This is a genomic window from Ureaplasma urealyticum serovar 8 str. ATCC 27618, from assembly GCF_000169535.1.
In the GTDB taxonomy this organism is placed as follows: domain Bacteria; phylum Bacillota_I; class Bacilli_A; order Mycoplasmatales; family Mycoplasmoidaceae; genus Ureaplasma; species Ureaplasma urealyticum.
Genome location: NZ_AAYN02000002.1, coordinates 173960 through 190562 on the forward strand (window position 1 = coordinate 173960; position 16603 = coordinate 190562).

The following is a 16603-nucleotide window of genomic DNA, read 5'->3' on the forward strand; positions in this document are numbered from 1 at the left end:
TTGTTTATATTTAATCATCACTACCTGCAACAATTTCAGTAATTTCACGAGTAATTTTGCCTTGGCGCAATGTGTTATAGATTAGTTTATAATCTTCAGCTAAAGCCTTTGCATTTTTTGTTGCGGCATCCATTGCATTACGACGTGATGCATTTTCGGAAATTTTTGATTCAATTAATGAACCATATAAAACTGTGGCAATATAAGTAGGAAGAATTTTTTTAACAAGTTCAACTTTATTAGGTTGAAAAATGATGTTATCTTTTGCTAATTCAATAGTTTCTGCTAGATTATCTTTAGTTAAAACAGTTTTATCAAATGGAAGAACATCGATATTATTTACTTCAAAGGTAATGGCATTGATAAATTTAGTATAAATAATACAAATTTTATTAACTTCACCGTTTGAATATAATTCAAGCGCTTCACGCGCAATTTGCAAACTCATATCAAATGTTAAATCATTATCATTTAAGTTTAAGTAAGTATTAACTTGGTGTAAACGATTTGATAAACGCATAAAATCATGCCCTTTTTTACCGATAGTAAATGTAATATCATCTTCGTTTATAATTTTAGAAACTAACTTATTAACATTATAGTTATAAGAACCAGCCAAACCCATTGTTGAATTAATCGTAATATATAATGTACGATTTTTTGCGTTTGGGATTTTTAAGAATTCGATATCATTAACAACAGACAACAATAAACCAATAACATCATAGTAATCATGACAATATTCTTTAATTGCTGCTAAACGATCACGTTGACGTTTTAATTTTGCTGTTGCTACTAATTTCATTGCGTTTGTAATTTTAGCAGTCGTTTGAACTGAGCTAATTTTTCGCTTCATTGCATCTAAAGACATATTAGTTTGCCTCTAAATTCAAATTTGTTTGTTGTAAAGAATTATTTAAATTTTTAGCTTTTTTTTGTTTTTTAGCTTCAAGTTTTGCAAGTTTATAAGCTTGTTTTTCTTCAGCGCTTTTTTTAGGTGATAATACAGTTGCTAATTTGACAACAATAATCACAAAGGTAATCATTTGTGGCATCATAAATACAATAAACACTCAATTATATACAATATAATTTGGGTTTTGATATTGAATAATAGTTGATAATTTTTTAAGTGATTTTGCACCTTGTGCAGCTAATATAGAATCTTTTGAGTCAGCTAATTGTGAGAATAATTGATTGTATTTGTAGAATCAACTATTTTCTCAATCACTCAATACTTTTGTAGTAAAACCTCATGTTCCATTGTGGTTAATAAGTTTACTATGTGCATGATAGTGAAGTGCTTCATATAATTTTGGATCTACTTTTTTATCAGTATTATTCATTAATGATTCCATTGTTTGACCATCGATCAAACGGTTATTAATTGTCTTATATAACTCTTGATAGTTAGCATGTTGGTCATAACCCAATCATGACATTAAAGAATGATCATTAGCATTAACATCAGCGACTTTACCAACAATTTGTCCTTGATCATTAACTAATGCTCGCGCATTTTCAAAACCTTCATTTAATAAACCAACCATTGTAAAAGCAATTACTAAACCTACGATAAATACAACTAATGCCACAATAAACCAAGGTGTAAATATTTGTTTAACTTTTGGAAGCTTGCTGAATTCTTCAAAACTTTTATTCATTTTAATTTGAGACATTATTTAAGATAAGTGAAACCACTTGGTCCTTTTTTCATATTAAAACTTGCTAAATCTTTTGGTCTACGATATTTGTAAACCTTTGATGCTAGTAAGGCATGTGCTTCTTTGTGTGAGCTAAAATATTCTAAATATTCTTTACGTGATGAAATTACCGAACTTGAACGATATTTGTTTCAAGAAGAGTTTACTGAATTAACATCAATTTTCAATAAGTCAAATTCGCCAATTACTTTTTGTATTGGACTTGTAACGTAAACCAAGACCTTTTCAACTGGATATTTTGGTGCTACTTTAAAGAAAACGACACTTCTACCATTATCAAACAATTGTTCTGATTCATTTGGCGAAATTGAAATCATAATTGTTTGTTTTTCAACTTCTGAAACAGCTGAATCTGAAAACACTCAATTACGATTTTCACGTTCATTTAAAATTTCTTCATCTTGTACAACTTCAGCAACTGGAACTTGGATTTCTGCTTCATCATTAGCTTCTTTACAATTTTCTATAGTGTCATTTTGTTCAACAACTTCATAAATTGCATATTCATGATTTTCATCTTCTAAAACTTCTTGACCATCAACTTCTTCTTGATCTTCAGTAATTTCAAATTGATGATGCTCACAAATTATTTTTTCAGGTTCAACTTCTTCAAATAAGTGTTCTTTTTCAATTTTATTAACTTCAAACACCTCTCGAGGTTCTGCTAATTCTTGAACTTTTTCTTCTATTTGAACAGGATGAATCGATTCAAATGTTGGTAATGAATTAATTTGTTCATCAAAAAATTCATTTTCATTAACAACAACAATAGGTTCGTTTTCATTAAAGAATTTATCATAAGCAGTTTGTTCTAATTCATCACAAGGCTTAAAATCTTGTGAGTTGTTTAAAAAATTATTAATTGCTTTTTGAATTGCACATTTAAAAGCAGGTGTATTTTCTTTATCAAAAGCTTTCTTTTCTTCAAGATCAGCACGTAATTTTGTACCTTTAAAGTAATTTAACAAATATTCTTTAAAGTCTTGAATTCTTTCTACTGGAACCTGAGGAATAAGTTTTTCTTTAACAGTAAATAAAATAATTGCTTCATCAGTTTGGTTATATGGTTTATTAGGTTCTTGTTTAATAACTGCCATTACAGCTTTACCAAGTTTTAGAATTCGTTTAGTTTCGTCATCTAAATCACTACCAAACTGACTAAACGCTTCTAATTCACGATAGTTAGCTAATTCTAATTTTAGTGAAGCTCCAGTTTGTTTAACTGATTTAATTTGGGCTGCAGACCCTACTCGACTAACAGATTGACCAGCATCAATAGCAGGACGTTGCCCAGCATTAAACAATGATGTCATCATGAAAATTTGACCATCAGTAATTGAAATTACGTTTGTTGGGATATAAGCTGAAATATCACCAGCTTGCGTTTCAATAATAGGTAGAGCAGTAATTGAACCAGCGCCTAATTCATCTTTTAATTTACATGCACGTTCTAATAAACGACTATGTAAGTAGAAAACATCTCCAGGATATGCTTCACGACCAGGCGGACGACGTAATAATAATGATAAAGTACGATAAGCAATAGCGTGTTTACTTAAATCATCATAAACAATTAAAACATCTTTACCTTGATGCATTCATTCTTCAGCAATTGTTACTCCTGTGAATGGTGCAATGTATTGTAAAGCTGGAAGTTCTGAAGCATTAGCAGTAACTACAGTTGTGTATTCCATTGCACCATGAGCTTCAAGATCGCGTACAACGTTTGCAATTGTTGAGTTTTTTTGGCCAATAGCAACATAAACACAATTTACATTACGACCTTTTTGATTGATAATAGCATCAATTGCAATTGTTGTTTTTCCTGTTTGACGGTCTCCAATAATTAATTCTCTTTGACCTTTACCAATTGGGAACATCGCGTCAATTGATAAAATTCCAGTTTCAAGTGGTTGGTGAACGGATTTACGGTCCATAACCCCTGGCGCAATTTTTTCAATCACACTAAATTTATTTGCAACAATGTTACCCTTATTATCAACCGCCTTACCTAAGGCGTCAACAACACGACCCAACATTATATCGCCAACAGGAACTTCAACAATTTTTTTTGTACGATAAACACGGTCGCCTTCTTTAATATTTGAATAATCACCTAAAAGAACAACACCAACGGCATCTTCTTCTAGGTTCAAAGCCATTCCCTCAACGCCATTTTCAAAACGAACAATTTCATTTAACATGACATTGTCAAGGCCATCGACTAATACAATTCCATCACCTAACGAAATTACATTACCAACTTCTAAGGTTAAAGCTTTTTCAGAAAATTTCTTAATTTGTGATTTTATATCACTAATTAATGAATGATTTTTATTATCTGTCATTTTTACGCACCTTCTTTCTCTTTAATATTGATGATTTGATTTAATTTTGTTTTTAGAGAAGAATCAATTATTTCCAAGTTGATTTTTAATGATACACCACCAATTAATGATGGATCAACGATAAATTTAATGGGTCTTTCATCGCCAAAACGATTGATAATAGTTTTTTCAATTCTTTGTTTTTGTTCATTATTTAATTCAAAAGCCGTTTTAATTTCAATAAAACGAGTTTGATTAGAATATGCTTTTAAACGATTAGCGATAATTTTTGAATATTTTACTAGTTTAGTATTACTTTGCATAACTACTTCCTAATTTGTTTTTTTAACAACGTTAAATAATTTAGTTTTTAAACTATTATCTAAAACCTGTGATTCAAAATTAATTGAAAGTCCTCCAATAATTGATTTATCAACAACAACAATTGGTTCTATTTTTTCACACGCATATTTCTTTTTTAAAGATTGTACAAGGCGATCGATTTGATTTTTTGTTAATTCATAAGCAGTTGTTATTAAAACTTTTTTAACACTTAAAGCTTCATTAACAAAATCCAGAGCCTTTAACACTATTTTTTTTAATAGTTTTATTGACTTAACATCAATTAGTAAATCAATTAAACTAATTAAATAAATATCAATTTCACCTTCTAGATTCTTAATTACAATTTGTTTTCTTTCATTACGATCACGAGCAGGATCGCCAACAGCTTCAAAAAAAGCCGGGACCTCTTCAATGATAGAATTAATTGTTTCTAAATTGTGCTTGTATAAATCTAATTTTTTTTCTTCTTTAGCAATTTCAAAAATAGAATAAGCGTATTTCTCAACTGGTTTTAATGAAGATTTCATAAATTATTTTTCGTTTGTTTCTAATTCTTTAATGAATTGATCAACTAATTTATCATTATCTTCTCTAGACAATTCTTTTTTCATCAATGCTTCAGCCGCAATATAAGCAGCTTCACGAGCTTCAGTTTGTAAACGTTCAAGATTTTCTCTTCGTTCATTAGCAATGCTAATTTTAGCAGAACTAATAATTTTATCAGCAGCTTCACGCGCTTCTTTTTCTAATAATTCACGTAAAGTTAATGATTCACTTTTAGCTTTTGCAATAATTTCAGCAGTTTCTGCTTGTGCAGCTAAATGTTCAGATTTAGCATTTTCTAAATATTGTAAAGCTTCTTGTTTAGCGTTTTCTGCGTCTGTAATTTCTTTAGCAATGTATTCTCGTCTTTTGTCCAACATTTTGTTTGTTGGTTTTCATACTAACCATAATACTAATGAGAAAACTACGCACATTGCAATAACTTGAGCAATAAATACCCATACGTTTGGGAAAAGTGTATTAATGATTTCTGCTGGGTTTAATTCTGGAATATCACCAGTACATGAAGCCAACATTGGTATGAACATAACTGATAAAGAAAGAACGGATAGTGTAGCCACTAAATGTTTTTTATTTAATTTCATAACGTTACTCCCTTAATTAATTTTCATTATTTTTATTTAATAAATTTATTTAAAAAAGAAAATACAATTAAGCAACGAAAATAATTAAAATAGAAACAATAAGCGCATAAATAGCAACAGCTTCAGCCAATGCTAAACCAACAATCATTGTACTTAAAATCTTTGGTTGAGCCTCTGGATTACGAGCAACAGCTTGCACAGCGTTAGCTGTAGAAAAACCTTGCATTAAACCAACTGCACCAGCAGCTAACATTGTAATACCTGTACCAATATACTTACCTAAATAAGCAATTCCAGCACCATTAGCAAGTGATTGTACATTTTCAGCACTAACTGCTGGTAAATTTGCTTCAACATGTGATGAAATAACATTTGTAATATCAATAAATGATGACATAAATATCTCCTAAATATAATTTATCTGTTTAAATTTAAATATTAATTACGTTCTAATTTAGTCTATAAAACTACTTGAACTTCATTATTTTGTGCTTGATTTTGAGCATCAAGTTCTGCCAATTTTTTAGCTGCGAGTTTTTCAGCTTTTTTATGCGCAAGATGAGCGTAATGCTCTTCACCTTCTTTAATTTCAAGACCTCAGTTAATACTTGTAAGTAATGTAAATACGAAAGCTTGAATTGTTCCGGCAAAACAAGTAAAGTAACCAATTAATATTGGCAAAATTATTACAGCAGCGATTAATGACACACCAACTCAAGGAACAACATTTGTAAATCCTGCAAATGCTCAATATGTAATGTTTAACAAAATTGCCGCCGCAGAAATATTACCCCATAAACGGAAAGTTAATGAGATAATAGGTGTTAGTTTAGAAACTATTTCTAAAGGATTTACCATAATTGGAAAACCTTTAATTTTAAAAGTAAATTTCAAAAAGAATGATGCTTTTTGATATTTTAATGCGACAATTTGCCCCCCAACAACAGTTGCAAGAGCCATTGCTAATGGTACTGACGAAGCTGTTGTTGCTTCTTTGAAACCAAATAAAGAAACTAAGTTAGCTGTAAAAATATAACAAAATGTAAATAACACATAAGGAGCCAGTTTAACATGTTTAGCTCCCATTGTATCAACTACTAGTCCTCTAAAATAATCAACAATCATTCCAATAATAATTACAAAACGATTTGGCACATCATGCACAGTTAATTTTCTAATCATACTAAAATAAATTAATGAAATTGTCGCGATGATTAAAGTTACTATTATGATTGCTGCAATATGAGGTAGTGCGATCATAATATCAAGCGGGTTATAATTTTCCATTTTTTCACCTCCAATAAAATAAAAATTATTTTTGTCGCTCTCTATCTTTTTTTAGCTCCTAGATAAATTTGCATTCCCATTTGAATAAAAAACATAAAAAATGTCAAAATAAATAATGAGATAACTTCAAAAATAGGTTGATAAAGATTGACGAGATTACCAATGACCAAAGGTACTAATATTAAAAAATTAAATAAGATATAGATAGTACCAAAAGCAAAAAAATTTGCTGGCAATCGACGATATTTTTTTGGATTAATACCTAAGTTATTCATTTTTAAACGTTTATTTAATAATTTAGAAATAATGAAAATTCTTAAAAGTGTAATTCCAAATCCAAAGGGAATAACTAATAAGTAAGTGTAAAAAAATGATCAACCTTTTTCTAATAAAATACCTAAAAAAACAAATACCATAAATGATATTGATAAAAAAGGTAAAAAAATTATTAGATAACCATCGACCATTCTTTTAAAATTCACATTTAATCATTCTCTTTTTTAAAAAATTAGCCAAAAACAAGTTGGCTTGCTTATATTATAAATAAAAATGTTGTTTTTATGTATTTTATTACACGTTATTGTTTTAAAAAATCAAGTTTGTATTATAACTATAATAAAATGTCATTTTTATTTGAAATATAAAAAATAAATAAAGATTTATTAAGCAATTGATAAGAGATAGATAAGGAAAAGATAAAAAATGAATTACCAAATTTTTATACATTTATTAGAAAATAAACAAAAAAATTTAAAATCATCAATAACATTACCCATAATATTGGAATTTAAAGATGATATTTTTAAAATATTACCTTCAATTTTAGAAAAATATAAAGAAACTAAGATCATCAATAATACTATAAACAATATCGTTTTAAAAATTAATAATAAAACAATTTTAATATCAAAATCAATTACCAATGAACCATATGAATATAACATTGTTAACGTTAATAAAAAAAATGATATTTACAGCGAAGATAACAATTTAGTTTTATTTAATTTAGTTAATTATATTATTGAAAAAATTCAAGGATTAATTAAATATGTTAATTTTTGGACAATTCAAATGAGCGCTATTAATTGAGTTTATTTTGTTACCTACAATTTTAACAAATCATACCTAACTGATTATAATTGAAAAAAATATGTTTTTAAAATTAAAGAAGATGAAACAAAAGGAATAATTCAAACTAATTTATTACGTAATTATGGCTTTGTTGATTTTATTGTACAATCTAAATCTCAAAATTTTTTAAAAGCGCAAGAGATTCAAAATAAAATTTTAAAATGCGTTTTAAATTTAGATGACCATCTAAATGATGAATATTTAAAAGAACTTTATAAAAAATATGAAACGTATAAAATTTTTGATAAAGACCACAAATATTTAGTGATCAATATTGAATAATTTATAATATTATAATGGACTCAAAATTCATATTATTTTAATTAATAATAAATTAGTTTGGAGATTATATGATTTTTTTAAAAAAAATAGAAGCACAAGGATTTAAATCATTTGGAGAGCCAATAGTCGCTGAATTTAAACACCCAATGACAGGAATTGTTGGTGCAAATGGAACAGGAAAATCAAATATTGTTGACGCACTTAAATGAGTAATTGGTGATCAATCATTAAAAAGTATGAGAGCTCATAAAAACGAACTATTATTCAGTGGTGGAAGATATGCACCAAAAGCACATATTGCTAGGGTTAATTTATATTTCAATAATGTTAATAATGTTTTATATACAGAGCACAAAGAAATCAAAATTTCACGAGTATTAAATACTAAAACAAATGAAAATACATATTATATTAATGATGAAATAGTGCGTTTAAAAGATATTACTGACATGTTTTTAGATAGTGGACTATCAAAAGGCTCTTTAGGAATTATTAGTCAAGGCGCTGTTTCTTGATTTGCTGAAGCTAAGCCAATTGAAAGACGTAAAATGTTTGAAGAAGCTTCAGGAATTGGTCGTTATTCAAAACGTAAACAAGAAGCTTTAAGTTCTTTAGAACGCGCGAATGAAAACTTGGATCGTTTAAATGATATTGTTGTTAATTTAAAAAAAGAATTGACAAAACTTGAAAAACAAGCACAACGTTTTAATGAATACAAACAAATTAAAGATGAATTGACTAAATTAGAGTTAGTAATTTTAGTGCGTGATATTGTTCACTGACAAAAAAATTTAGAGCAAATTACAAATGAGTTAAAAGAATCAAAAAACAATTACAATATGCAAGCTCCTTTAATTGAAACTAAAAAAGCCGAAATTTTAAATTTACGTAAAATTGCAAATGATTATGTTGAAGAATTAACTGATTTGGAATTTAGACATAAAAAAATATTAGAAAAAATAAAGAATTTAAATGAACAATTATTATTAACAAAGAGTAGTCTTGAAAACAAAGCTTTTAATTCAACTAATACAGAAGAACGAATTGAAGCCTTTGCTAAATTAATTAACACTTCAAAAAAAGAATTAGAAAACAACAAAAGTATTATTAATAAAAAAATAGATGAGTTTAATAAAGTTGTTGAACAAAAAAGAGAATTAGAAAAAATCAAAGAAGAACAAGAAAATAAAATAAACACCATTGTTTCAAAAATTAGTACTAAAAATTTAGAAAAAGAATCTTTAGAAAATGAGTTTAATCGCCAAACACAAAACGAACGCGGTGTAAAATCAATTATTAGTGCTCAAAAATCATTACCTGGTGTTTATGGTACTATTTCACAAAATATTAAAACGAAAATAGAACATGAAGTAGCGATTAGTATTGCTTTAGCAAAAGGAATTAATAATATTATTGTTAAGAACAATCAAGCAGCAGAAAATTGTGTTGATTTTTTAAAGAAAAATAATGCTGGTGTTGCGACATTTTTACCGATTGAAAATTTACAAGCTAAAAGCATTAAACCAGAATTTTATGATGTGTTAAAAGAATTGGATGGATTTGTAGGTATTGCAAATGAATTAGTAAAAATTGATACAAATTATAAAATTTCAATTGATTATTTACTAGGTAATACAATCATTGCTGATAATTTAAAAAATGCCATTATTTTGAGTGAATATACGTATAAAAACTATAAAGTTGTTTCTTTAGATGGTGATGTTGTTTTTGGTGGCGGGGCTATTTCTGGGGGAAGTAATAGCAAGAAGAATATTATTTTAAATCTTGATGAAAAAATTAAACAATTAGACGAAAAGATTCAAGCATTAAAAAAGGAAGAAATTGATTTACGTAACTTAAATATTAAAACAAAAAGCAAATGACAAGAATGTTATAATGACGAACAAAGTTTAAATTCTATTATCAATAGTTTAAGAGCTAAAAATGATGGTATTAGTGATAATTTAGCTAATTATAATAACCAGTATCAAGCTTTAAATGCTATGAAATTAGATGATAACAAAATTGAATTAAAAATTAACGATCTTAATAATGGGTATTATGAGAGTAATAATGAATTAATTGATTTAGAACAAAAGATTTCTTCTTTAAAAAAGAATTTATCAGATGCTAATATTAATAAAAACAATAAAGAAATTGAATATGGAAAAGAGTTGGATATTTTTAATGACCTTAAAATTAAACTCAATAAATTTGAAGTTAGTATTGATAATTTAAATTTTTCTATTAGTAATGCACAAAATCGACTTGTGGAAAATTATAAACTAACAATTGAAAACGCTATTGAGACTTATCAAGATCAAGAAATTGAGATGAGTGAATCTGATGCTCGTTTTAGAATTGAAAATTTAAAAATTGATATTCAAAAATATGGAGATATTAATTTAAATGTATTAACAGATTACGAAGAAAAAAAAGCAGAATATGATGCTAATTTTGCTGAATATGAAAATTGTAGAAAAGCTGTTGATGAAATTAGTAGTTCAATTCATGAATTAGATAAAAAAGCAAAAGCTGATTTTATGAAAGTTATTCGTGAAACTAATAAGCTAATGCCAGAAATTTTTTAATATTTATTTGGTGGTGGCTCTTGTGCGATTAATCTTGATGATCCTAATAATATTTTGGAATCAGGAGTTGAAATTGTTGCTAATCCACCAGGAAAACGTGATGTACCGTTGTCTGCTTTGTCAGGCGGGGAAAAAACAATGGTAGTGCTAGCAGTATTATTTGCTTTATTAAAAATCGCTAAATTTCCATTAATCATTTTAGATGAAGCAGAAGCAGCTTTGGATGCAAGTAATGTTGCTAAATTTGCTACGATTATTGATAAATATAGTGACGAAACACAATTTTTAGTTATTACACACCGTGAAGGAACTATGAAAAGTTGTGGTTATTTATTAGGAACGACAATGATGAATAATGGTGTAACAACATTATTAGAAGTTAATTTAAATGATCCAAAAATTAAATATGAAAGCGAATTATAAGAATGGGTTTTTTTAAAAAAATATTTAATAAAATTTTAGGTAAAAAAGACACTGGACAAGTTTCTGAGGAAATTTCTCAAAAGAATGAAGAAAATCGAATTTTAAAATTAGAAGATAATTCAATTAATAAATTTAACGAGGGATTAAGAAAATCATCCTCAGCATTAACTAATGCAATAAACGAACTAGCAACCAAATACATTGATATCAATGAAGAATGATATGAGCATTTAGAAGAAGTTTTAATTGGTTATGATGTAGGTTATGTTGCAACTAATAAAATTATTGAATCAATTCGAAACGAAATGATTTATCAAAAAGTTAATGATCCAGAATTAATAAAATCTATCATTATCGATAAAATTTTTATTTATTACATTCAAGATACAGAAATTAATACAGAAATTAATTTAAAGCAAAATCAAACTAATGTAGTTTTAGTTGTTGGTGTAAATGGTGTTGGTAAAACAACATCAATTGCAAAAATTACTAAAAAATTTATTAATGAAAATAAAAAAGTTTTATTAGTAGCTGGAGACACATTTAGAGCTGGTGCTGTTGAACAATTGAAAGTTTGAGCACAGCGTCTAAATGTTGATATTGAATTACCAATTAAAGAAGGTCAAGATCCTGCCTCTGTCATATACGCTGGAGTTAAAAAAGGTTATGAACAAAAATATGATTTAGTAATTTGTGATACATCAGGTAGATTACAAAATAAAATTAATTTGATGAATGAATTAAAAAAAATTCATGATGTAATTCATAAATTTGATGAACATGCTCCGCACGAAACTTTATTAGTTTTAGATGCTACTCAAGGCCAGTCAGGAATTAATCAAGCAAAAGCATTTAACGAAGTAACGAAAATTTCAGGGATTATTTTAACTAAAATGGATTCTACAAGTCGTGGGGGAATTGTATTAGCAATCAAAGATGCTTTTAATATACCTGTGAAACTGATTGGTTTAGGCGAAAAATTAGATGATTTAAGTGTATTTGATTTAGAAATGTATGTTGATAGCATAGTTTTAGGAATGAAATTAGATGTTAAATAAGAATAAACGTTGATATTTGATTGCTTTATATGATATTTATCAAGGATTATTAACAACAAAACAGTGTGAATATTTTAATTTACATTATTTTAAAGATTTGTCGTTTTCTGAAATTGCTGAACTAAAAGAAGTTTCAAAAAGCGCTATTAGTGATTGTTTAAACAAAGTGTGTGACCAATTATTAAAATATGAACAAGCACTTTTAATTTATGAAAAAAACAAAAAGCGTAATGATTTATATACATTAATCAACGATTCTGAATTAGTTAAAAAATTAAAAGATATATAAATTTCTTATTAAAATAAAAAGAAAGAAACGGTTATTAAATTAACAACGTTTCTTTCTTTTTTTAATTTTGAATGTACATAAATCTTATTTAAAAGGATTTATATTACTTATAGATATCCTCATATTTTTCTGGATATAAATAAGCTAATTGTTTAATTTGTTGGATAATCGAACTATTGTTAGCTCTATTTTCCCGATCACCAAAAAACCCACTAATTTGACTATCTATTAAACTTCAACCTATAGTTTCTCACGTTGGATGACCATTTTTACTTGGAGTTCTACCAGTTGCAATTGATCCAACGAATCGTCCTTGTTCATCATATAAACTAGTTCCAGATGAACCACCCGCAGCATCTATATAGTCAGTACTAATTGTTGTATATGGTATATCTGATTTATATAAAACGCCCTTACCACCTGTGACAAAATTAGTATTTACAGAATCGATTTTTTGTATATTATATTCACGATAACGTAGTTCGCCAACCCCCATTGAATTTTGGTTAGTATTTGTATAACGAGGGAAAGTGCCAATATACCAATCAACATCTTGGTTGCTTCTAACATATCTTGTTTGTGGACTAACCTCTAATGGTTTTATATTTTTTAAACTTAAAAAATATTTTATAACACTAGTTTCTTCTGGAGACAAAGTTTTATTATTGTAAATAAACGGTTTATTTAAATCTTGATTTTTAAAAGCTTCAAAAATTGGTTTTAGATCGATACTAACTACTGACCAATCTAATTCACTTATTTTATCATCATATCTACCCAAAGCATTATAGTGTTTATATATATTATTTTTTTGTAAACAAAAATCCATTACTTTTTCAAATTTTAATTTAAATGGAAAAGCAAAATATTGAAGTTGATTTTTTCCTGGAGTATCTTGGTCATTAACATTATTATAATTATAATATGGTTGATATTTATCCTTATTTAAATCATTTTGACTAATTACTTGGGGAATTACAACTGTATAATCTGCAAAATTCGAATATGTGTATTTTTCATTTCCATCATCATCGTAAATAGTTTTTTTATTTAAATTAATACTTTCATATTCCACTTTTCCAGCCCAATTTATTTGGGGATTATATCAACTACCACCACTACCAATAACATGATGATCAGTTAACATATAATAACGGTAATCATTTGGATCATTTGGTTTTACCTTACCTAAAAAATTTCAAGTACCATCACTTGTTAAACTAAAAGTAATCGTACGCTCACGAACTTGTTTTATTGCTGCTTTTGACATTTCATTTTCATTGTCTTTTAAAATTCTTGTGGTATAAGATTTCTTTTTAAATTCCTCTAATTTTTTATCAATAATAACTTCATTATTATTTGTTAATCAATTAACAATAAAATCATATCTTCCAATAAAATATGATGGTTGATTTGAATTATTGTGTTTTCAAACGTAATCATAAAGCTTAATATTATCATTGCGTGGCTTAACTTCAACTTTTATCTTTGAACCATTTAAAAAGACATTAAATTTTAATTGTGATTTAATTTGTTGATAGATGTGATTTTCATAAGTTTCAGAACCTAAAGCATAATTTAAACCAAATTCAACATCTTCTAAAATGTGTTGTTTTTTAATTACTTTATATGAAATAGGAATCATCACATGTGATCTTCGCATGTTTTTATCTGCAAGTTGTGATTCATAAATTAGATTAGGATCTAATTCTAAATCTACATTAAAGACAATATCTTCATCTTTAAAATTATTTAAATTACCAAAATCATGTAAATCTTTTTCTAAGAAGAAACCAGCAGTTGCATCCTTTTTTAATCCTTCCTCTTTAATTGCTAAGTGTGCAATTAAAGAATTTAGATGATATGACTCTTTATTATTTTTAATTAAATTAAAATCTTTATTACTTGTTATTGTGTTATACAAATAAAAACCATTAGTTGCATTATGCTTATAAATTGCATATTCTCTTTCATATAAAGTTAATGATATTAAATTACGTAAAGAATAAGGGATATTTTTTTGATCAGTATTATTTTTTCATAAGTGATTAAAATCTATTTTTGATAAATTTAATTCACCTTTTATTGATGAATCATCAAGAAAATTATTAATAATATTTTGCTTTGGATAAACTTTATGTCAAACACTAAAATTTGTATTATTAGCATTTTGAATCTTAACATGATCATTATAAGGTAACAAGCTGTTTTTATTAACTATTTTTATACTTTCAAGTTTATAATTTAATCCATCAAAAACATTAACAATTTTAAATTGTGCTAGATTTTTAAAATCAACACTTATATATTTATTTAACGGTATATATTTATTTAAGACATTATTTTTAGTGTCGATTTCATATTTAAAAATAAAGGTTTTATTTTTTAGGATTTCAAAATCATTATTATTAAAATTAAAACAAGCAGAACCGTATAGTTGATTTTCTTTTATATCAAAGTAGTATTTAAGCGATTTTAATAAATATTCCTTGTCATTTTGATAGTATTCAAAACTATTTTCTTTAATTTTACCAAGTGAAGTTATATTATCATCAAAACGAATATGAGTAATAATAAATGTTTTCAAATCTTTTGGAAAATCATGTAAATCAAATATCATTTTATTATTATCTTTTTTTTCATAACTAAGAATTTTAGATCAGGGATTATTATAATCGTATGATTTAATTAATAATTGTTTATTATTTGCTTCTAAAAGTTTAGTATTATCATTAGAATTAGAAGAATCTAATTCAATGATTGCTTTTTTATTATTGTTATCAATGCTAATATGTTTGATTTTAAATTTAAATTCTTGCTTTGAATTTTTATTAATATCATTAAAAGAATAGTTTTGAAAATTCTTGGCTTTAAAGTTTGTTTGATCACTAACAAAACTAAAATATTTTTGTAATTCTAGCTCATTTTGATTTAAGATGTCTTGATTAAGATTCTCAACTTCTTGTATATTAATGTTTTGCTGTTCAAATGCATCTGGTAACACTTTATCATTAAAATTATTTTTATCATTAAGTTCAATTTTAGTATTATAAGGACTATCAATATATTTTTTATCATTAGTATTTAAGTCTTTATGATTATGAGTATTTGTTTTAATATCTAATATTGTAAAAATACTTTCATGATTAGATAACTTTTCGAAAACATTTGGATTAATATTAGGTGGATTAGTATCTAAAAATCTAAGACTTACAATTCGATATTTATTATTTAAATTTAAATTATTTAAATTAAATTCTACATTAAAATCATTATCAATTTTGCTAATTATTTCGTTATTAGGCACTAAATTATTACTTAAATTTTCAAATTCTAATGCTATTTTTTCATTTACTCTTACATCAGAATTCTTAGGAATGCTAAAAGATATTAATGCATTTTGATTAAAAACTTTTATTTTAAAATTATTGATTTTAATGGGTATTGGCTTTATTGAAAAAATAGCATTATTTAGGTTAGTTTTTAAATAAACATCTGTTCTTTTTTGATTATTGAAAGTTAAATTTTGAATTTGATATTTACGATTAGGAGTTAAATTAGAGAAAATAAAATCATAATTTTGCTCATCATTAATATTTAAGGGATCTGATGTAAATTTGTGACCATTATTATCTTTATAAGTTAAGGTTATAGTAGTATTTGGTGATTTAAAATTAAATTTTTTTAATTTTAAATTAATAATTGTTTTATTTTGATTAATAAATTTAGGTTTACTAATATTTTCTATATTAATTATATTCTCATCAAAAACATCTAAGACATTTTCTTTATTTGTTTTTGGTGCTTCTTGATTTTTGCACATGATTAAAAAAGAAGCAAGGGGGAGTAAAAATAACACTCCACCGAATTTTCATCATTTTTTGTTTTTTATTCTTTTCATATTTTTATTTTATCTGAAATATTTTAAAATATTTTATTATTATTTTTAATTGCTTTCATAATTAAAAATAATATAATAAAAATAACATTTATCTTTT

The 16603-nt window shown here is 26.1% G+C and carries 13 protein-coding genes and 1 pseudogene; 4 read left to right on the top strand and 10 right to left on the bottom strand.

The window, feature by feature from the left end; genetic code table 4:
• Nucleotides 1-10: 10 nt before the first annotated feature.
• The 9 genes from atpG to UUR8_RS00780 form a co-directional block, all read right to left on the bottom strand.
• On the bottom strand, nt 11-871 hold the full coding sequence (gene atpG, locus UUR8_RS00740; protein WP_004025531.1) for an ATP synthase F1 subunit gamma: 861 nt from the start codon (nt 869-871) through the stop codon (nt 11-13).
• Nucleotide 872: 1 nt separating this feature from the next.
• Complete coding sequence (locus tag UUR8_RS00745) at nt 873-1664, bottom strand: hypothetical protein (RefSeq protein WP_004025763.1); 792 nt, start codon at nt 1662-1664, stop codon at nt 873-875.
• Between the two features lie 14 nt (nt 1665-1678).
• The gene (gene atpA, locus UUR8_RS03830; RefSeq protein ID WP_004026090.1) at nt 1679-4072 is read right to left on the bottom strand and encodes a F0F1 ATP synthase subunit alpha; all 2394 of its coding nucleotides are present in this window, start codon (nt 4070-4072) and stop codon (nt 1679-1681) included.
• A 2-nt stretch (nt 4073-4074) separates the two neighbouring features.
• Nucleotides 4075-4374 (bottom strand): F0F1 ATP synthase subunit delta, encoded by a 300-nt coding sequence (locus UUR8_RS00755; RefSeq protein ID WP_004025548.1) that lies wholly within the window; start codon nt 4372-4374, stop codon nt 4075-4077.
• 9 nt (nt 4375-4383) lie between these two features.
• Nucleotides 4384-4923: an ATP synthase F1 subunit delta gene (gene atpH / locus UUR8_RS00760; protein ID WP_004025884.1), complete on the bottom strand. Its 540-nt coding sequence runs from the start codon at nt 4921-4923 to the stop codon at nt 4384-4386.
• A gap of 3 nt (nt 4924-4926) precedes the next feature.
• Nucleotides 4927-5544 (bottom strand): F0F1 ATP synthase subunit B, encoded by a 618-nt coding sequence (atpF, locus tag UUR8_RS03725; protein ID WP_004027286.1) that lies wholly within the window; start codon nt 5542-5544, stop codon nt 4927-4929.
• 67 nt (nt 5545-5611) lie between these two features.
• Entirely contained in the window at nt 5612-5941 is a 330-nt protein-coding gene (locus UUR8_RS00770; RefSeq protein WP_004026138.1) for an ATP synthase subunit C, read from the bottom strand.
• Nucleotides 5942-6003: 62 nt separating this feature from the next.
• Complete coding sequence (locus UUR8_RS00775) at nt 6004-6831, bottom strand: F0F1 ATP synthase subunit A (RefSeq protein ID WP_004025612.1); 828 nt, start codon at nt 6829-6831, stop codon at nt 6004-6006.
• A gap of 41 nt (nt 6832-6872) precedes the next feature.
• Nucleotides 6873-7298, bottom strand: a complete 426-nt coding sequence (locus tag UUR8_RS00780; RefSeq protein WP_004025560.1) for a hypothetical protein — start codon at nt 7296-7298, stop codon at nt 6873-6875.
• Nucleotides 7299-7533: 235 nt separating this feature from the next.
• On the opposite strand from UUR8_RS00780, the gene UUR8_RS00785 reads away from it, so the two are divergent.
• The 4 genes and pseudogenes from UUR8_RS00785 (at nt 7534) to UUR8_RS00800 (ending at nt 12605) form a co-directional block, all read left to right on the top strand.
• A complete protein-coding gene (locus tag UUR8_RS00785; RefSeq protein WP_004025885.1) occupies nt 7534-8244 on the top strand; it encodes a hypothetical protein in 711 nt (236 codons plus the stop codon).
• A 68-nt stretch (nt 8245-8312) separates the two neighbouring features.
• Nucleotides 8313-11258 (top strand): annotated as a pseudogene (locus tag UUR8_RS00790) (AAA family ATPase).
• A 2-nt stretch (nt 11259-11260) separates the two neighbouring features.
• Complete coding sequence (ftsY, locus tag UUR8_RS00795) at nt 11261-12316, top strand: signal recognition particle-docking protein FtsY (protein WP_004025767.1); 1056 nt, start codon at nt 11261-11263, stop codon at nt 12314-12316.
• Nucleotides 12306-12605, top strand: coding sequence for a putative DNA-binding protein (locus UUR8_RS00800; protein ID WP_004025510.1), 300 nt, complete (start codon nt 12306-12308; stop codon nt 12603-12605). The genes ftsY and UUR8_RS00800 overlap by 11 nt, the downstream gene beginning before the upstream one ends.
• A 103-nt stretch (nt 12606-12708) precedes the next feature.
• On the opposite strand, the gene UUR8_RS00805 is transcribed toward UUR8_RS00800, so the two are convergent.
• Nucleotides 12709-16506: a DUF1410 domain-containing protein gene (locus UUR8_RS00805; RefSeq protein ID WP_004026835.1), complete on the bottom strand. Its 3798-nt coding sequence runs from the start codon at nt 16504-16506 to the stop codon at nt 12709-12711.
• Between the last annotated feature and the right edge of the window lie 97 nt (nt 16507-16603).